This window comes from Nocardioides sp. NPDC057767, assembly GCF_042798275.1.
GTDB lineage: Bacteria > Actinomycetota > Actinomycetes > Propionibacteriales > Nocardioidaceae > Nocardioides.
Window position 1 is genome coordinate 42,822 of the sequence record NZ_JBHVKJ010000013.1, and the last position, 18,166, is coordinate 60,987.

At 70.1% G+C, this 18,166-nt stretch carries 14 protein-coding genes; 7 read left to right on the forward strand and 7 right to left on the reverse strand.

Going from position 1 to position 18,166, the window contains the following annotated elements:
* Positions 1–30: 30 nt before the first annotated feature.
* Complete coding sequence (locus ACFVDI_RS09060; RefSeq protein ID WP_378903194.1) at positions 31–648, reverse strand: TetR/AcrR family transcriptional regulator; 618 nt, start codon at positions 646–648, stop codon at positions 31–33.
* Positions 649–694: 46 nt separating this feature from the next.
* Here ACFVDI_RS09060 and ACFVDI_RS09065 point away from each other — a divergent pair, with 46 nt between their 5' ends.
* Positions 695–2,230, forward strand: a complete 1,536-nt coding sequence (locus tag ACFVDI_RS09065; protein WP_378903196.1) for an AMP-binding protein — start codon at positions 695–697, stop codon at positions 2,228–2,230.
* A gap of 70 nt (positions 2,231–2,300) precedes the next feature.
* Positions 2,301–5,129 (forward strand): FG-GAP-like repeat-containing protein, encoded by a 2,829-nt coding sequence (locus ACFVDI_RS09070; protein WP_378903198.1) that lies wholly within the window; start codon positions 2,301–2,303, stop codon positions 5,127–5,129.
* 52 nt (positions 5,130–5,181) lie between these two features.
* Here the strand turns inward: ACFVDI_RS09070 and ACFVDI_RS09075 are convergent, their stop codons facing one another.
* A complete protein-coding gene (locus ACFVDI_RS09075) occupies positions 5,182–6,774 on the reverse strand; it encodes a cation:proton antiporter (protein WP_378903200.1) in 1,593 nt (530 codons plus the stop codon).
* An 83-nt stretch (positions 6,775–6,857) separates the two neighbouring features.
* Here ACFVDI_RS09075 and ACFVDI_RS09080 point away from each other — a divergent pair, with 83 nt between their 5' ends.
* Both ACFVDI_RS09080 and ACFVDI_RS09085 read left to right on the forward strand, forming a co-directional pair.
* The gene (locus tag ACFVDI_RS09080) at positions 6,858–7,118 is read left to right on the forward strand and encodes a ribbon-helix-helix protein, CopG family (RefSeq protein WP_378903203.1); all 261 of its coding nucleotides are present in this window, start codon (positions 6,858–6,860) and stop codon (positions 7,116–7,118) included.
* The gene (locus ACFVDI_RS09085) at positions 7,115–7,366 is read left to right on the forward strand and encodes a type II toxin-antitoxin system RelE/ParE family toxin (protein ID WP_378903206.1); all 252 of its coding nucleotides are present in this window, start codon (positions 7,115–7,117) and stop codon (positions 7,364–7,366) included. Before ACFVDI_RS09080 ends, ACFVDI_RS09085 begins: the two co-directional genes overlap by 4 nt.
* A gap of 63 nt (positions 7,367–7,429) precedes the next feature.
* On the opposite strand, the gene ACFVDI_RS09090 is transcribed toward ACFVDI_RS09085, so the two are convergent.
* The 3 genes from ACFVDI_RS09090 to ACFVDI_RS09100 all read right to left on the reverse strand — a co-directional run bounded on the left by ACFVDI_RS09090 (position 7,430) and on the right by ACFVDI_RS09100 (position 10,391).
* Positions 7,430–8,644, reverse strand: coding sequence for an acetyl-CoA C-acetyltransferase (locus ACFVDI_RS09090; protein WP_378903209.1), 1,215 nt, complete (start codon positions 8,642–8,644; stop codon positions 7,430–7,432).
* Between the two features lie 9 nt (positions 8,645–8,653).
* Positions 8,654–9,421 (reverse strand): SDR family oxidoreductase, encoded by a 768-nt coding sequence (locus ACFVDI_RS09095; protein ID WP_378903211.1) that lies wholly within the window; start codon positions 9,419–9,421, stop codon positions 8,654–8,656.
* Positions 9,422–9,503: 82 nt separating this feature from the next.
* The gene (locus ACFVDI_RS09100; protein WP_378903214.1) at positions 9,504–10,391 is read right to left on the reverse strand and encodes a hypothetical protein; all 888 of its coding nucleotides are present in this window, start codon (positions 10,389–10,391) and stop codon (positions 9,504–9,506) included.
* Positions 10,392–10,608: 217 nt separating this feature from the next.
* Between ACFVDI_RS09100 and ACFVDI_RS09105 the strand changes: the two genes are divergently transcribed.
* A complete protein-coding gene (locus tag ACFVDI_RS09105) occupies positions 10,609–11,301 on the forward strand; it encodes a nitroreductase (protein ID WP_378903217.1) in 693 nt (230 codons plus the stop codon).
* A 111-nt stretch (positions 11,302–11,412) separates the two neighbouring features.
* On the opposite strand, the gene ACFVDI_RS09110 is transcribed toward ACFVDI_RS09105, so the two are convergent.
* Both ACFVDI_RS09110 and ACFVDI_RS09115 read right to left on the reverse strand, forming a co-directional pair.
* On the reverse strand, positions 11,413–13,506 hold the full coding sequence (locus tag ACFVDI_RS09110) for a YhgE/Pip family protein (RefSeq protein WP_378903220.1): 2,094 nt from the start codon (positions 13,504–13,506) through the stop codon (positions 11,413–11,415).
* Positions 13,503–16,202 carry an MMPL family transporter gene (locus tag ACFVDI_RS09115; protein ID WP_378903222.1) on the reverse strand — a complete coding sequence of 900 codons (2,700 nt, stop codon included), beginning with the start codon at positions 16,200–16,202 and terminating at the stop codon, positions 13,503–13,505. Before ACFVDI_RS09115 ends, ACFVDI_RS09110 begins: the two co-directional genes overlap by 4 nt.
* A gap of 50 nt (positions 16,203–16,252) precedes the next feature.
* Here ACFVDI_RS09115 and ACFVDI_RS09120 point away from each other — a divergent pair, with 50 nt between their 5' ends.
* Together ACFVDI_RS09120 and ACFVDI_RS09125 are read left to right on the forward strand one after the other, a co-directional pair.
* The gene (locus tag ACFVDI_RS09120; RefSeq protein WP_378903225.1) at positions 16,253–16,873 is read left to right on the forward strand and encodes a TetR/AcrR family transcriptional regulator; all 621 of its coding nucleotides are present in this window, start codon (positions 16,253–16,255) and stop codon (positions 16,871–16,873) included.
* Between the two features lie 47 nt (positions 16,874–16,920).
* The gene (locus ACFVDI_RS09125; protein WP_378903228.1) at positions 16,921–18,147 is read left to right on the forward strand and encodes a TerC family protein; all 1,227 of its coding nucleotides are present in this window, start codon (positions 16,921–16,923) and stop codon (positions 18,145–18,147) included.
* Positions 18,148–18,166: the final 19 nt, after the last annotated feature.

An 18,166-nucleotide genomic window follows, 5' to 3' on the forward strand; every position in this document is an offset into this window, starting at 1 on the left:
GCCCGCGGCCGAGCGTGTCGACCAGCGGATTCAGGCGAGGATGCCGGCGTGGAGCAGCTTCAGATACTGCTCCGAGAGCGTCTCGGGGGTGTGCCGCCCGCCGGGGCGATACCAGGAGACCGTGGACCAGACGCCGTCGCGGATGAACCGGTAGGTCAGCGCGGGGTCGAGCGAGGCCTGGAAGACGCCTGAGGCCTGGCCGGCCTCGATGACCTGGATCCACAGCGCCTCGTTGTCGCGGGAGCGCTCGGCGACGAACTCGAAGCCCTCGACGGTCGCCAGGAAGGACGCCTCGTTCTGGTAGAGCGCGACCGCGAGGCGCTCGTTGTGGATCGTCCGGAACGACTCCGCGATCAGCCCGTCCAGGTCTGCCTGAGGGTCGACGCCGGACTCGACGATCTCGGTGAACCGGGCGTTGAGCCCGTCGAGGAAGCCCGACAGCACCTCGGTCAGCATCGCCTCCTTGGAGCGGAAGTGATGGTAGAGCGAGCCCGAGAGGATCCCCGCGGCGTCCGCGATGTCGCGTACGGTCGTCTGGGAGAACCCCTTGGTCGCGAACATCTCGGCCGCCAGCGTGAGCAGCTCGGCCCGCCGCGACGACCCCGACGCCGTCCCCCGCCTTCTCGGCGCAACCCCCGTGTCAGTCATGGACGAAGTCTACCAAACAAGCAGTTGCTCAACTACGCTTGCCCGGGTGACCCCGCGCACGATCCCCGCCCTGCTCGAGAAGGCCAAGCAGACGTACGCCGACCACCCGGCGATCGTCGACGGCCCCACGACGCTCACCTACACCGAGCTCGCCGACGCGGCGGAGAAGGCCGCGCGTGCCTTCCTCGCCAAGGGCGTACGCAGCGGCGACCGCGTAGCGATCTGGGCGCCCAACCGCTGGGAGTTCCCGGTCGCGGTCCTCGGCGCGCAGACCATCGGGGCGGCCGTGGTGCCGCTGAACACGCGCTACCGGGGCCACGAGGCGCGCGAGATCCTGGAGCGGTCCCGCGCGACCGCACTGATCACCGTCAACGGCTTCCTCGGCACCGACTACATCAAGATGCTCCACGACGCCGGCCCGCTCCCAGAGCATCTGCTCACCATCGTCGACCTCGCGAGCGACTGGGACGACTTCCTCGCCGCGAGCGAAGAGACCTCCGACCAGCGTCTCGCGGACGCCACATCGACGGTCACCCCCGACACCCTCGCCGACCTGCTGTTCACCTCCGGCACGACCGGCAGGCCGAAGGGCGTGATGAGCGCCCAGCGCCAGACGATCGGGGTCGCCGACGTGTGGGCGCGCGGCGCCTCGCTCTCCCCCGAGGACCGCTACGCCATCGTCAACCCGTTCTTCCACGGCTTCGGCTACAAGGCGGGCTTCATCGCGGCGTTCACCGCGGGCAGCACGGTCTACCCGATCGCGACCTACGACCCGACGCAGGCGCTGCAGCTGATCCAGGACGAGCGGATCACCGTCCTCCCCGGCGCCCCCACGATCTTCACCACGCTCATCAACCACCCCGACCTCGCGACGTACGACATCTCGAGCCTGCGCTTCGCGATCGCCGGCGCCGCGAGCGTTCCCGAGAGCCTCTTCGCCGACATGCGCGACATCCTCGGGATCGACGAGGTCAAGGGCGCCTACGGCCTCACCGAGTGCATGGTCGCGACCACCACCCGCCCCGGGGAGGACCCGGAACACGTCGCCAAGGTGGTCGGTCCTGCGGTCGAGGGCCTCGAGATCCGCACCGTCACCGCGACCGGTGCGGACGCAGAGCCCGGTGAGGACGGCGAGGTCTGGATCCGCGGCGACAACGTCATGCTCGGTTACTTCGAGAACCCGGAGGCCACCGCCGAGGCGATCGACGCGGAAGGCTGGCTCCACACCGGCGACGTCGGCCACCTCGACGAGCACGGCTGCCTGAAGATCACCGACCGGATCAAGGACATGTTCACCGTCGGCGGCTTCAACGTCTATCCGGCCGAGGTCGAGAACACCCTCGCCGGCCACCCCGGCATCGTCGAAGCCGCGGTCATCGGCATCCCCGACGCCCGCCTGGGTCAGGTGGGGAAGGCCTTCGTCGTCGTACGCGACGCCCTGGACGCCGACACGATCGCGACCTGGCTCGAGGACCGCCTGGCCAACTACAAGCAGCCGCGGGTGTACGTGCTGGTCGACAGCCTTCCGCGCAACGCCAGCGGCAAGGTCCTGAAGACGGACCTTCGCGACTCCTCGATATAGGCAAGACACCCCACCCCGCGGGGGTATAGGTTTCCGGAGCCCGTCTTAACTTTCCCCCACGGAGGCTTCGATGCCCCGACGCGCCAAGATCGCGTCCATCTCCGGCACCACCCTCGTTCTCGGCGTGGCCGCAGTCGCGATCCCGCTGACGCTGAACTCCGCCACCGCCGAGCCGACCACGTCCGGCCCGCTGGCCGCGTTCGAGGCCGCGAACAGGGAGCCGTCCACCCTCCCCGCCGGTCCGGTGGAGTCGCACGTCGAGGAGGTCGCTCTGACGACATCGACCGGCAAAGCGACCGAGCACGCGACGAAGGTCGACAAGCCCCGCACCGACGTCATCAAGAGTGACCCGCAGGACGTCACCGGCTTCGGTGTCGTCGGCCTGACCTGGTCCGGCGAGGTCACCGAGGACGTACGCCCCGAGATCCGCACCCTGAAGGACGGCGTGTGGTCGTCGTGGAGCCCGCTGGTGGTCGACGTCGAGGACCACGGTCCGGACGCCGGCACCGCAGAGGCCAAGGGCGTCCGCCCGGGCACCGACGAGTTCCTGGCCGGGCACGTCGACCAGGTGCAGACCCGGATCATCGTCCCCGACGCCGCCGAGATCCCCGGCGACCTCGAGCTCGCGGTGATCGAGCCGGGCAAGCCCGAGGACACGGTCGAGGAGCTCCCCGAGATCGAGACCGACGAGGACAAGCCCCGGGCAACCAGCACCCACAAGGGCAGCAAGGACTCCGACCTCAACCTGGTCGCGTCCACCTACACCCCGAGCCCGACGATCTACAGCCGCGCGCAGTGGGGCGCCGACGAGACGATCCGCGAGCAGACGGCCCCGAGCTACCGCCAGATCCACGGCGGGTTCGTGCACCACGCGGCGGGCACCAACGACTACACCGAGGCCGACGTCCCCGGCATCATCCGGGGCATCTACACGCTCCACGTGGAAACCCGCGGCTACCGCGACATCGGCTACAACTTCTTCGTCGACAAGTTCGGCCGCATCTGGGAGGGCCGCCACGGCGGTGTCGCGCTGCCGGTCGAGGGCGCCCACACCAGCGGCTACAACTACGACAGCTTCGGTGCTTCGGCGCTCGGCTGCTTCGACACAGTCGAGGCCGGCTGCCCGGACCCCTCCGAGGCATCGACCAGCCAGAACGCGCCCACGGACGCGATGATCCAGGCGTACAGCGCCCTCTACGCGTGGAAGCTCAGCCTCCACGGTGTCACCGCCAACGCCACCAACGTGTCGCTGACCAAGACCGACGGCACCAAGACGGTTTTCCCGCACGCGATCAACGGCCACCGCGACGCCGGCAACACCGTCTGCCCGGGCGTCAACCTCCAAGCCAAGCTCCCCACGATCCGTACGCTCGCCGCCAGCCTCCAGAAGAGCTGGAGCGGCCGCGACCTGGAGTCCCACATCACCGGCACGAGCCACTCCGACTTCGTGGCCCGACGGGCCTCCGACGGCCGGATCTTCACGCTGCGTACGGGCGGGTTCGCCGGGTTCAACTCGACCAGGACGTCCACGACGGTCGGTAGCACCGTGCGCGAGGCCGTGGTCACCCCGGACATCACCGGCGACGGCAAGGCCGACCTGATCCAGGTCCGCAACGACGGCTCGGCCGGCATCCGCAAGGGGCGCGGCGACGGCACCTTCGCGGCGGTCTTCAAGAACCTCGGCAAGAGCACCTTCTCCGGGGTCTCCAAGATCACCGCGACCGGCAACATCGGCGGCACCTCGGCCAACGACCTGGTCGGCAAGAACGCGAAGGGCTATCTGGTGCGCTACACCGGCAACGGTGCCGGCGGGTTCACCCGCGCGGGCACCACGCGCTCGCTGAGCGGCTTCGACAAGCTCGCCGCGACCGGTGACGTCAACCGGGACGGCAAGCGCGACGTGATCGGCCGCAAGTCCGGTGCGCTCTACTACTTCAAGGGCTCCGGCAGCGGTACGTTCGGCTCCCCGGTCAAGCTCGCCACCCAGAGCCCGTCGTGGTCCTCGCTGGTCCAGATCACCGGCTACGGCGACTTCACCGGCGACGGCCGCGGCGACCTGATCGGCCGAGACTCGTCCAGCCGCGGCTGGATCTACCCGGCCTACGGCTCGGGCTTCGGCAAGCCGCTGGGGCCGTACGCGGACATCAACCGCACCGTCATCGGCGCGGTCAACCTCGTCGGCAACAGCCTCCCGGACCTGATGATGAGGTCCGGCTCGACGCTCTACGTCAAGCCGAACAGCGGTCGGGTCAGCCTGGCCGCGCCGGTCGACAGCGGCATCACGCTGACGAGCGCAACTGCACTGATGAACGCGGGCGACTGGAACCGCGACGGCAAGGGCGACTTCCTGGCGAAGATGTCCGACGGTTCCGTGCGCCTCTACCGCGGCTACGGCACGGGCAAGTTCGCCAGCCCCGTCACGATCGCGACCGGTCTCGGCACGGTGAGCGTCATCGACGCCGTCGGCGACATCACCGGCGACGGCTATCCGGACCTGATGGGCCGCACTTCCGACGGCACGATCAAGCTGTGGCCGGGCAAGGGCTCGACCAAGGTCGGCGCCTCGATCGTGATGCGCACCTCAGCAGCCGGCACTCGCCTGGTCGGCGTCGGGCGCTGGAACGGCAGCAACACCCCCGACGTACTCTTCGTCAACGGCACCAGCACCGTCGTCCACGAGAGCAACGGGCCCGGCGGCCTGGTCTCCACGCAGAGCCTGTCGATCAACCTGTCCGGCTATGACGCGGTGCTCGGCGTACGCGACCTGCGGGCCGGCTCGGGCGGCGACCTGATCGTGCGGTCTGGCAGCTACGTGTATGCGCTGGAGCGCAACAGCGCCGGCACCGGCGTGACTCGCACCTACCTGGGTGCGCTGTCGGGCTACAACCTGCTGGGCTGACCCGAGTTTGTGAAACCGAGAGTGGCCCATGGGTCACTCTCGGCTTCACAGCTCACGCGGAGAGCTGGCGCTCCTGGTTGACCCGGAGCGCCTTCGCGGCGAGGTCGGAGCCGGCCGAGGCGTAGAGGTTCAGAACGGCGTGGGCACCACGCTTCTTGAGCTCGTCGCGCTCCTCGGGGCGCAGGGCGATGGCAGCCACGGTGCCGGTGAACCCGAGCTTGCGCAGCAGGTCCATGGCGAGCAGGTTGTCGCCGTGGAAGGGCATCGTCAGGACGACCAGCTCCATGCCGGCGCCCTTCTTGACCCGCTCCCAGAAGTCCTGGTCGGTCGCGTCGGCCTCGACGACGTCGAAGCCCTCCTCCTTGAGCGCCTCGGCCCGCACCGAGTCGTGCTCGACCGCCAGCACGTGGTAGCCCTGGGTGTCGCGCAGCTCCTCGTAGGTCGTCCGTCCCACCCGGCCCATCCCGACCACCAGCGCCTTGGCGTCGCCGAGGTTGATCGGCCGGTCTGCCTCCTGGAGCCGCTCGGGCCTCCGCTCGGGAAGCAGGCGGTTGAGCATGTTGATGAGCCTCGCGGCGTAGGCGTTGAAGACGGCAGCCACGAGGAACGAGAGCGAGGTCGCGACCGCGAGCACGGTCTGCCACTGGGCCGAGGCCAGCCCGGTCGCCGAGGCGATGACGATCACGATCAGCCCGAACTCGGAGTAGTTGGTCAGCGCGAACGAGGCCAGTGTCGCGGTGCGGTAGCGCAACCCCATGAAGGCGAAGATCACGACGTACGCCACGGCCTGCAGCGGCAGCAGGATCTGCAGCACGGACGCCAGCGCCAGATCCTCCAGCGAGGGCACCCCGGTCAGCCCGATGCTCAGGAAGAAGGCGATGAGGAAGAGCTCCTTGGTGCTGAACAGCAGCTTCGCCAGTGCCGGCGCCTTCGCGTGCGACCCGAGGAGTACGCCGACCACCAGTGCCCCGAGGTCGCCCTTGAGCCCCACGGTCTCGAAGAGCCAGTAGCCCGGCACGAGCGCGATCGCGAGGCCGAAGAGCGCGGTCAGCTCGGCGGAGGTGATCCGGTCCCAGATGCGGTGCGCGAGCCACGCGCCCGGCAGGAGCAGCACCAGCGCGAAGACCCACGGCGAGGGCCAGTGGCCCTTGGAGATGGTCAGGAACGCGACCGCCACGATGTCCTGCATGACCAGCACACCGATCGCGATCCGGCCGTAGAGGGTGTTGTTGTCGCGGCGCTCGTCGAGGACCTTGATCGCGAAGACGGTCGACGAGAACGAGAGCACGAAGGCGATCAGCGCCATCTCGCCGAGGTCGGCGTCGGCGAGGAGCGCGAACCCGAGCGGGGCGATGCCGGCCAGCAGCCCGACGCCGATGACGACGCTGAAGCCGAGGTGGGCAAAGGTGCTCAGCCACACGTCGGGCCGGAGCAGCGATCTCACGTCGAGCTTGAGGCCGATGCCGAACAGGAGCAGCGTGACGCCCAGGTCGGCCAGCGTGTGCAGGCCCTCCACCTCGCCGACGCCGGCGGCGTGCAGCCCGAACCCTGCGGCCAGGAAGCCGACCAGGGGTGGGAGTTTCAGGAACATCGCGACCAGCCCCGCTCCGAGTGCGACGAGCAGGTAGAGCGCGGTCAGCGACATGTTCGGATATCCCCCAGGCTGAAACTCGACGTTCCGACCCACGTACGATACCGCGTGATACCACTCCGGGTTACGCTGGGTCCATGGCTATGACTCTGCGACTCAGCGAGGCCGACGACCGGCTGCTGACCGATCGCGCCCGGTCGGAGAACCGGTCCAAGCAGGAGATCGCCCGCGAGGCCATCCGCGCCTACCTCAACGACCATGACCGGCGCATCGAGGATCTCGAGGACGATCTCGCCATCGCGCGCTACTCGCTGCGCCGCGAGCTCGGCGAAGTCCGCTACACCCCACATACCGAGGCCCGCCGCGCCCTCGGTCTCGACCGGCCGCTCGGCGAGTGAGCTATCAAGTCGTCTGGGCCGACGAGGCGTTGCAGTCGGCCGAGGCGTACGTCGACGACGACCCGATCGGCCTGATCCAGGTCTTCGACACCGTCGACTCCCTGGCCGAGACCCCGCGCGACGTCGGCGCGTACGCCTGGGGCAAGGACCGCTACCGCCTCCGCGTCGGCCGCTACCGCATCGTCTACGTGGTCGAGGAGCGCCGGATCACGGTCGCCGTCATCCACCTGGGTCGCCGCAGCGTCTGATCCCCCCGCTGGTCGAGCCGCCGGAGCCGCTAGGCGGAGGCGTGTCGAGGCTCGACCAGCGGCTCAGAGCCGCTCGATGACCAGGGCCATGCCTTGTCCACCCGCGGCACACATCGTCTCCAGACCGTAGCGGCCGCCGGTCTCCTGCAGCCCGTGAAGCAGAGTGGTGGTGAGCCGGGCGCCGGTGGAGCCGAAAGGGTGGCCGAGGGCGATCGCGCCGCCGTTGACGTTGACCCGCTCGGGGTCGAGACCGATCTGGTCGATGCTGGGCAGCACCTGGGCGGCGAAGGCCTCGTTCATCTCCACGAGGTCGATGTCGGACGCCGAGAGCCCGGCGCGGGCGAGCGCCTGGCGGGACGCGTCGACCGGCCCGAGCCCCATGATCTCCGGCGAGAGCCCGGAGACCCCGGTCGAGACGATCCGGGCCAGCGGCGTGATCCCGAGCTCGGCGGCGCGGGTGTCGCTCATGATCACCAGCGCGGCCGCGCCGTCGTTCAGCGGGCAGCAGTTGCCGGCGGTGACGGTGCCGTTCTCCCGGAACACCGGCGCCAGGCCGGCGACCTTCTCGAGGGTCACCCCGGCCCGCGGCCCGTCGTCGGTGGAGACGACCTCACCGGACGGCAGCGTCACCGGCGTGATGTCCCGCTCCCAGAAGCCACGGGCGGCAGCGGCCTCGGCGCGGTTCTGGGAACGTACGCCCCACGCGTCCTGCGCCTCCCGGGTCACGCCGCACAGCTCGGCGACGTTCTCGGCGGTCTCGCCCATCGCCAGGTGGTAGTCGGGCAGCTCGCCGGACTCGCGAGGATCGGCCCAGGCCGTCCCCGCGGCCACCCGGGCGGCACCGCGCTCGCTCGCCTTGAGGAACTCCTCGGCCTTGGTGTCCGGCATCCCGTCGGCCTTGCCGCGCTCGTAGCGGGACACGCACTCGACCCCGGCAGAGATGAACGCGTCCCCCTCTCCCGCGCGGATCGCGTGGAAGGCCATCCGGGTGGTCTGCAACGACGACGCGCAGTAGCGGTGGACGGTGGTGCCGGGCACCGCGTCCAGGCCGAGGCGTACGCCGACGACCCGGCCGATGTTGTAGCCCTGCTCCCCCGCGGGCTGGGCGCATCCCATCATCAGGTCGTCGATCTGCGTCGGGTCCAGCTCGGGGACCGCGGCGAGGGCGCTGCGTACGATCTGCTCGGCCAGCTCGTCGGGCCGCAGGTCCTTCAGCGATCCCTTGAAGGCGCGGCCGATCGGCGAGCGGGCGGCAGAGACGATGACTGCTTCGGGCACGGTTTCTCCTCAGGAGTTGGGGGTGTGCTGGAGGAAGGCGGGCCACTCGCCGCCGCCGTCGACGGACAGGACGGCGCCGGTGATGTGCGCGGCGAGCGGCGAGGCGAGCATCAGACAGGCATCCCCGATCTCCTCGGGGCTCGCGAAGACGCCGCGAGGGATGGTCGCGGCCACCGCGGCCCGCTGCTCCGGGCTGCCGTAGTGGTCCTCCGACCCGGGGGTGGCGACGATCCCGCAGGAGATGGCGTTGACGCGTACGTCCGGGGCCCACTCGACCGCGATCGAGCCGGTCAGGCTCTCGACGGCCGCCTTGGCAGCCCCGTAGATCGCGGTCCCGGGACTGGGCCGCCGTGCCGAGATCGAGCTGATGTTGACGACGGAGCCGCGCGAGGCCTTCAGGGTTTCGTACGCCGCCTGGCAGACGTAGGCGGTGGCCAGGAAGTTGATCGCGGAGATCTTCTCGTGGAAGCGCGGCGAAGCGGTCGCGAAGTCGGCGTAGGGGGCGCCGCCGGCGTTGTTGACGACCACGTCGAGCCGACCGAGCCGTGAGGTGATGGCGGCGATCCAGGCCGCGACCTGCTCCGGGGCCCGCACGTCCACCTGGGAGAAGACCGGTTTGCGCCCGTCGATCACCGGCAGCTCGGCCGGGGCGGTCCGGCCGCAGATCTCGACCTCCGCGCCGGCCTCCAGGAACCGCGCGACGATCCCGGCGCCCACCCCGCGGGCGCCGCCGGTCACCGCGACCACCTTGCCGCTGAAGTCGATCTCAACTGCCATGTGCGGCAGTCTAGAGCGCCTACCAAGCAAATGCTAGGTTGATGGTCGCGGTGACCGGTTCGAGGGCGTCAGAAGCGGTGCGTCAGACGCAGTGCACGTCCACCCAGTAGGTGTGGTCGCCACTCATGTGCTTCTTGACCTGTACCGGAACGGTGACCGAGCCGCTCGCGTCAGGCAGCAAGGTCTGCCCGGCGTGGTGCACGTCTTCGATCTCGCAGCCGGCCTGGTCGCTCACGGTGATCTTGTGCAACCCCGCCTCAGCAGCCTCGACGTGAGCCTCGTGGAACGCGAGAACCGCCGGGTTGTACTCGGAGTACTTCACGTTGTGCGCACCCAGGGTGTCGGTCCAGTGGGCGGCCAGACCGTCGATGAACGGCCCGCCGTGCCGGGAGAACCGGGTGTCGATCTCGACGATCGCCTTGGCCCTGACCTTGAAGTTGTCGGTCTTGCTGTCCGCCGGGACGAAGCCGTGCCGGTTGCCCGGAGCGGTGGGGTCGAGCGCGTCGTACGGCGTCAGCCAGACCTTGTACTCGCCGCCGTTGTTCGGGGTGTCGAGGTAGGGGAACAGCTGCACGGTGATGCCGCCGTCCTCCGCGTCGGTGCCGGTCGCGTGCGCGCAGCCGCCGCTGGGTGCGACGCTGACGAAGCGGCCGCTGTCGTCGACCTGGACCAGGCGGCACTCGACGGCGTCGGTGGAGAGCAGCGTCTTGCCGGACGGGTCGGTCACCTGGAAGGCGTAGATCCCGGCAGGCAGGCCGGCGGCGTCATCGGGCGCGTTGATGCCGGGACCGCCGTTGAGGTAGACGTCCTCCTTGGCGGCGTAGTGGTTGAGATTGACGGGCGCGCCGGAGACGTCGGTGGTGAAGATCGCGCCGGAGAGCTGCAGCAAGGGTGCAGCCGAGGCCGGCATCGACCAGAGCGCCGCCGCGGCGACCCCCGCCGCGACGGCACAGACGAGCTTTCGGATCATGGGTTTCCCCCTCAGATAGGTCGGACCTCGAGTCTTCGACGCGCCGCGGCAAAGGCGCCCGTCCGACCCCCGGGTATCACCCGAACCGGGTAGGCCCCCCGAGTGTGCGATGAGCCACCTTCACGGCACCCACGGGAATACCGGAGAGTCCCTCCGTCTTTGCCCAGGAGTGGATCGAGGTCAACAGCCCTCGGCAGACCTGAGAGGAACCCTTCTTGTGAGCGCTACCGCCGTCGACACCTTCACGGACGTGATCCGAGCCCGCCGCTCCGCGCGGGCCTTCCTGCCCGACCCGGTGCCCACCGACGACATCCGCGGTGTGCTCGAGGACGCCCAGCGCGCCCCGTCGCACAGCAACACCCAGCCCTGGGAGGTGCACGTCTTCTCCGGCGACGCTCGCGACGAGCTCAGCGCCGCGATGCTCAAGGCGTTCGAGGCCGGCCAGATGAGCCCCGACTTCACCACGACGTACGGCGCCGACGACGGCGTGCACGTCCAGCGGTCGCAGCACGCAGGAGCCACCCTCTACGGCGCGATGGGCATCGCCCGCGACGACGCCGACGGACGCACCAAGGCCGTCGCCGAGAACCTCCGTTTCTACGGCGCGCCCCACGTCGCTCTGCTCTTCGTGCCGGAGCTCGGCGATGTCGTACGCGCGGCCAACGACGTCGGCATGTACGCCCAGAACTTCCTGCTCTCCCTCACCGCCCGCGGCTACCACGGTGTCCCGCAGGGTATGCACGGACTGTTCGCCGACACCGTCCGCGCCCACCTCGGCCTCCCGGCCGACCTCAAGCTGCTCTACGGCATCTCCTTCGGCACCGCCGACCCCGAGGCCTCGGTCAACCGCGTCGAGATGGGCCGCGCGCCGCTCGACGAGCACATCGTGCTGCACGACACCTCGCTCTGAGCTGCGCGGGGAGCTGCCAGCCGAGCTGTAACACGTCGTTCGTAGGTCTTCTCGCCCTATCGGAGCGACCGGATAGTCCTACGAACGACGTGTTACACGCGCAGCGCCCGCTCAGCCGGCAGCCGCAGCCGCGCGGATCTCCGCCACAGACGTACGCTGCGCCCGACCCGCCGCGAAGAGACTGACCGCGACCGCGAGCAGGAGCCAGAGGACCAGGCCCCCGACGGGCGCACCGACCGCGGCACCGCTCTGCGCGACCACGACTCCGCGCAGCGCCTCGGCGGCGAGCGGGACGGGCAGGATGCCGGTGAGGGCACCGAACGGCTCGGACGTCGTGGCGACCGGCAGCAGCCCGCCGATCGAGACCAGCTGCAGCGCGAGGAAGCCGAGCGAGATCAGCCACCCTCGGTGCTGTCCGGCGACTGCGACGACGGCCTGGTGGACGGCGACGAACACGGACACGGCGAGCACCGCGATCCCGACCGTGGCGACGGGCTGCGCGAGGTCGGCACCGAGGAGACGGGCAGCGCCCACGAGCAGAAGTGCCTGCACCACCCCGACCACCGCTGCCGGCCAGAGCCCGGCGACAGTGAGCCGCCGCGCACTGAGTGCCTCGCGCAGCCGCCCGGCGGGGAAGGCCGGACGGAGCAGGTAGATCGCGAGCGCTCCGAGCCACAGCGCCAGCGCGATCACCGTCGGCGCCAGCCGGGTCGCCCCCGAGGTCGACGGCGCGGAGGCGACCGAGACCTGCACCGGGTCCGCGACGACGTCGGCCTGCTTCTTCCCCGGGACCGCGATCTGCGAGGCCCCGTCGTCGAGTCCCGAGGCCAACGAGGACGCGCCCTCGTTCAGCGAGGAGGTTCCGGCGGAGAGGTCGTCGGCCCCGGTGGCCAGCGAGGCCGAGCCGTCCTCGAGCTGCTTGGTGCCCGCAGCGAGTCGGGTCGCACCGGAGGCCAGCTCGGTGGCGCCGTCGTTCGCCTCCCCGACACCGGCGGAGAGCTCACGGGCCCCGGCGGCCACCCGCGCGTTGGCGGAAGCGAGCTGAGAGGCTCCGGAGGCGACCTTCCCGGCACCGTCCGCCGCCGACGAGATCCCGCCGGTCAGCTCGGGAGCCGCCTTCGACAGCGCGGAGGCACCCGAGGCGACCTGGTCCGCCCCGGCGGCGAGCTGGTCGGCCCGCGCGCCGCCGGAGCCGACCGCGGCGGCGGTAGCACCGCACAGCTGCGGCTTGGAGGCCGCGAGCAGTGGGTCGCTCGCGCACGCCTGGGCCCAGCCCTTGGTGAGCTGGGTGTAGCCGTCCACGCCCTCCGACACCTGTGCGGCACCGGTCGCCAGCGCCGAGGTCTGCGACGGAAGCTCCGCGGTCGACCTCTCCAGCCGGTCGAGCCCGCCGCTGAGCTCGCGGGCACCGGCCGACAGCGAGGACGCCCCTTTCGACGCCTTGCCCGCACCGGTGGCCAGCGATCCGGCACCCGACTCGAGTCGCGCGGTCCCGCCGGCGAGCGAGTCGAGGCCACCGGCGACCTGCGAGGCGCCGTCGGCGGCGCCCGCAGCGCCGGACCTGAGCTCGCGGGCACCGTCGGCGACCTTCCCGGCACCCGAGTCGGCCGCAGCGGTGCCGTCGGCGAGCTCGTCGGCCCCGTCGGCGGCGTCGGTCAGGCTGGTCTTGAGCTTCCCGGTCTCGTCCCGGACCCCGTCGAGGTAGGTGGTCGTGACCGTACGCCCCAGGGTCGAGGCGGACTGCCGCGCGACCTGCCGGGCGATCTCGGCGGTGACCTCGCTGGAGGCGTCGGACGCCTCGACGCTCACATGGCCGGCGCTCGGGTCGCTGCCCTGCACGCCGGACAGCGTCTTGGACAGGTCCTCGGGGATCGTGATGACCGCGGCGTACGTCCCGTCCGCATAGCCCGAGCGCGCATCCTCCTCGTCGGTGAGCTCCCAGCCCAGGGTGGGGCCGGACGAACCGGAGCCCGAGGAGGAGACCAGGTCCGCGGCGAGCGCCCGCCCGGCGTAGATCGTCTTCTTGTCCTTGCCGCTGCCCGTCGTGACCGGCTCGTCGAGATTCACCACCGCGGCGGGGACCTTGTCGAGGTTCTCGGTGCGGTCGCTGAGCGCGACGAGCGCGACCGCCGTCACGACGACCGGCAGCAGGACCGCGGCGGCCACCAGGCGACGGCCGGACCACCATGATTTCGTACGTGTCATCGAACTGTCTCCAGATCAGCGGCCGAGGCCGCGGGGTCGGTGAGCGCGGGAAGAGCAGGCACGGCACACGCGACGGCGTCGGCGACCTGCGGTACGGCGGGCATCGACGGCATCCCGAGCAGCACCGTCGTGCCCCGCGAGGTCAGCGCGGACAGGGCCGCGAGCTGACCGGGGTCGAGAGAGGTGGGGCTGTCGATCGCGACCAGCGCCGGGATGCGGCGGGCGCCCACGAGCCGGAGGGCGGCCGTGACGTCGTCGACGAGCGCGGCCCGGGCGCGGACGGCTCCCGACTCCTCCGGCAGCAGCCGGTCGAGCACGACCAGCTGACCGGAGAAGCCGAGCCGCCCGGTGATCGCGGCGAACGCAGCAGATCGAGCGACCGGGTCGGCTCCGTGGACGATCCCGAGCCCGCCCGGCCGCAGCTCCATCGAGAACGGCGCGAGCGCCCCCGGCACCTCGACCTCGTGCACCCGCACCGCCACCTCACCGTGAGCAGCGACGTAGTCGGAGTGCTCGAGGTGGTGCACGAGCGCCTCACCCTCGATGTCGAGGACCGGCAGCCGCCGGTCCAGCCAGCGGGGCAGCCACCAGGCACCCCGCCCGAGCAGGGCGAGCACGGCCGGCACCAGCGTCATCCGCACCAGGAACGCGTCCACCAGCACACCCACGGTGAGCCCCAGAGCCATCGGCTTCACGATCGGGTCGCCGTTGGGCACGAAGGCCGCGAAGACAGCGATCATGATGACCGCTGCGGCGGTGACGACGCGGGCACTGGCGGCGAACCCGGTGTCCACCGAACGCCTGGCGTCGCCGGTGTGGACGTAGTCCTCCCGCATCCGGGAGACCAGGAAGACCTCGTAGTCCATCGCGAGCCCGAAGAGCACGCCCATCAAGATGATCGGGAAGAACGCGATCACCGGCCCGACCTTGGCGACGTTGAGGAGATCGGCACCCCAGCCCCACTCGAAGACCGCGGCGACCACCCCGAACGAGGCCGCCACCGACAGCACGTAGCCCAGCGTCGCCTTCAGCGGCACCGCGATCGAGCGGAACACGATCGTCAGCAGGATCAGCGACAGGCCGACGACGACGGCCCCGAACGGCAGGATCGCCCCGGAGAGACGCGCGCTGACGTCGATCGCGACCGCGGTCTGCCCGGTGACCCGGACGTCCTCGATCCCGAACCTCTTCTCCAGGTCACCCGCGTCCGCACGGATCGAGTTCACCAGCGCCGCTGTCGCCGGATCGCTCTTCTCGGTCGTCGGGTAGATCACCACGAGCCCGAGGTCGGCGGTCCGGTTCGGCGTGGCCAGCGCGACCTTCTGCACCCCGTCGTAGCCGCCCAGCGCCTTGCCCAGAGAGTCCATCACCCCGATCGGGTCGGTGGTGTCGATGATGTCCCCGGTCACGAACAGCGGCGCGTTGTAGCCCGGCCCGAAGTCGCGGCTGATCAGGTCGTACGTCTCCCGCTGAGCACTCCCCGGCTCGGCACTGCCGTTGTCGTTGAGCCCCAGCGCGAGGTCGCGTGCCGGGATCGCCAGGACGGCGATGATCAGGAGCGAGACCACGACGGTGAGGACCGGCACCTTGGTCACCAGCCGCACCCAGCGTGCTCCGAGGGTGGTGGCGTGAGGCCGCCCCTCCGCGACAGCCTCACGCCGGTGGGCCCGAGACCCAGGCTTCGGTCGGAGCCGCTCCCCCGCGATCGCGAGGAGCGCCGGCACCGCGGTGAGCGCGACGAGCACGGCGACCAGGACGGCCGAGGCCGCTGCGTACCCCATGACCGCGAGGAACGGGATGCCCGCGACCACCAGGCCGCACAGCGCGATGATGACCGTGACGCCGGCGAAGATGACCGCGCTTCCCGCGGTCGCGACCGCGCGGGCGATCGACTCCTCCACCTCCAGGCCGTGGGCGAGCTGGCTGCGGTGCCGGGCGATCACGAACAGTGCGTAGTCGATCCCGACCGCGAGCCCGATCATCAGCGCGAGAGTCGGGGTGGTGGCCGAGATCGTGGTGACCGCGGCGACCGAGAAGATCCCCGCCATCGCGATCGCCACCCCGAGCAGCGCGGTCAGGATCGGCAGGCCGGCGGCCAGCAGCGACCCGAACGTGATCGCCAGGACCAGCAGGGCGATGAGGATCCCGATCCCCTCGGTCGCGCTGACGTGCACCCCGGTGACGGAGTACGCATCCCCGCCGATGTGGAGCTCCAGCGAAGACCCCGCCGGCAGGTCCGCGGCCTCCTCCAGATCCTCGGTCACGCCCTCGGGGAGCTCGTCCAGCCCGAGGTCGAACTGCACCGTCGCCAGTGCGTCGCGGCCGTTGTCGCTGACCGTCCTGCTGTCCTTCGCCAGAGGATCCGTGACCGTCGCGACGTGGTCGACCTTCTCGACCGCCTCGAGCACCGCCCGGACCTCCTTGCGGTGGTCCTCGATCTTCTCGCCCGCAGGGGCGACGAAGACGAGCTGTGCCGAGGTCCCGGAGACCTCGGGGAAGCGCTGGGTGAGCGCGTCCAGGCCCTGCTGGGACTCGGTGCCCGGGATCGTGAAGTCGTTCTGCAGCTTGCCGCCGAGCGAGACGGTCAGCGCACCCAGCAGCACGGCGAGCAGCAGCCAGAGCGCGAGCACGGTCTTGGCACGGCGCGCGACCAGGCGGCCGAGCCGGTAGAGGTAGGAGGACACAGTTCGATACATTAACGCATCCAATACAGAAATGTATCGTTCGCGTATGTGAGGATGGATACATGACCGAGGTGAAGGCCCCCCGACGACGTACGAACACCCGCGCGCGACTGCTCGCCGCCGCTGTCGACGTCTTCGTCGAGCGCGGTGCGCGCCGGGTCACCGTCGACGACCTGGTCAGCGCCGCGGGCTACACACGAGGCGCCTTCTACTCCAACTTCAACACCGTCGACGAGGTCCTGCTCGAGGCGTTCAAGGAGGAGTCCGAGAGGCTGATCGAGGCCGTACGCACAGCCGTCGCCGAGCACGCCGACGCGGACTCGAGCGGATCGCTGATCGGAGCGGCCTTCGACGCGGTCCGCCCCATGCAGGACCGCTGGTTCGTCCTGCAGAGCGAGGTCGTGCTGCAGAGCCTGCGCGACCCCGACGCGAGAGACATCAGCTCGGCGACGTTCACGGCGCTCAGCGAGCAGCTCGTCGAGGTCGTCGGGCTCGCCCTGGACCGCCTCGACCGCACCTCCACGATGCCGACGGACCTTCTCGCCCAGACGCTGATGGGGGTGTTCCTGCACAGCCTCACGATGCGTACGATCCACCCCGACGACCCGCGGGCCGACCGGCTTCTCGAGGACGCGTTGCCGCAGATCATCGATGGGCTGTCCATCCCGAGGACCTCCGCCTAGGCTGAGGAAGATCCCAGTCTCGGGTCGACTCTCAGGGGGGTTGTCACATGGGCGCACCGACATGGGTGTGGCTGGTCACCGTCGTCGCGATCGTCGGTCTGCTCGGTTTCGACTACGTCTTCCACGTACGCAAGGCCCACACGCCCACGCTCAAGGAGGCGGCCGGGTGGTCGTCGGCCTACGTCGCGATCGCGCTGCTGTTCGGCATCGGCGTGCTGGTCTTCGGCGGCGGCGCGATGGGCGGGGAGTACTTCGCCGGCTACATCACCGAGAAGGCGCTCTCGGTCGACAACCTGTTCGTCTTCCTGATCATCATGACCAGCTTCCGGGTGCCCCGCGAGGACCAGCAGAAGGTGCTGCTCTTCGGGATCACGTTCTCGCTGATCGCGCGCACGGGGTTCATCTTCGTGGGCGCTGCGCTGATCAACACCTTCGCCTGGGTGTTCTACCTGTTCGGGCTGATCCTGTTGCTGACGGCCGGCAACATGCTCAAGCCCGACGATGACTCCCACGGCGAGAACATCGTCGTCCGGCTGGCCCGGCGGCTGTTCCACGTCAGCGAGCACTACGACGGCGACAAGCTCTTCACGGTGGAGAACGGCAAGCGCATCCTGACACCGATGCTGCTGGTCATGGTGGCCATCGGCGGCACCGACATCCTGTTCGCCCTCGACTCGATCCCGGCGATCTTCGGGCTCACCCAGAACGTCTATCTGGTCTTCACCGCAACCGCGTTCTCGCTGCTGGGTCTGCGTCAGCTCTACTTCCTGCTCGACGGTCTCCTCGACCGGCTCATCTTCCTGTCCTACGGCCTGGCTACGATCCTCGCCTTCATCGGCGTGAAGCTGATCCTGCACGCGCTCCACGAGAACAACGTCCCGTTCGTCAACGACGGCGATCCCGTGCACGTGGCAGAGATCAGCACCGGCCTCTCCCTGAGCGTCATCCTCGGCGTACTCGTCGTCACCGTCGTGGCCTCTCTCTTCAGCAAGCGCGGCCGCGCGAAGAACGCCATCGCCAACGCCCGCCGCCACGCCGCCGCCTACCTCGACTCGGAGTACACCGCCGACCCCGCCGAGCGCGAGCGCATCCACAACGCCCTCCTCGCCGAGCGCGACATCATCGTCGCCCTCGGCCCGAAGTACCTGCAGATCGCCCGCGAGGAGACCCCGCTCATGGAGCTTCTCGAACGCGCTCTCGCCAGTCATTCCGCCGCCGTGGAGCGCGGCGAGGCCACTCCCGCAGGACCGCCGAAGATCCTCCGCGAGGAGTAGCCGGGGTCCTCGGTCGACG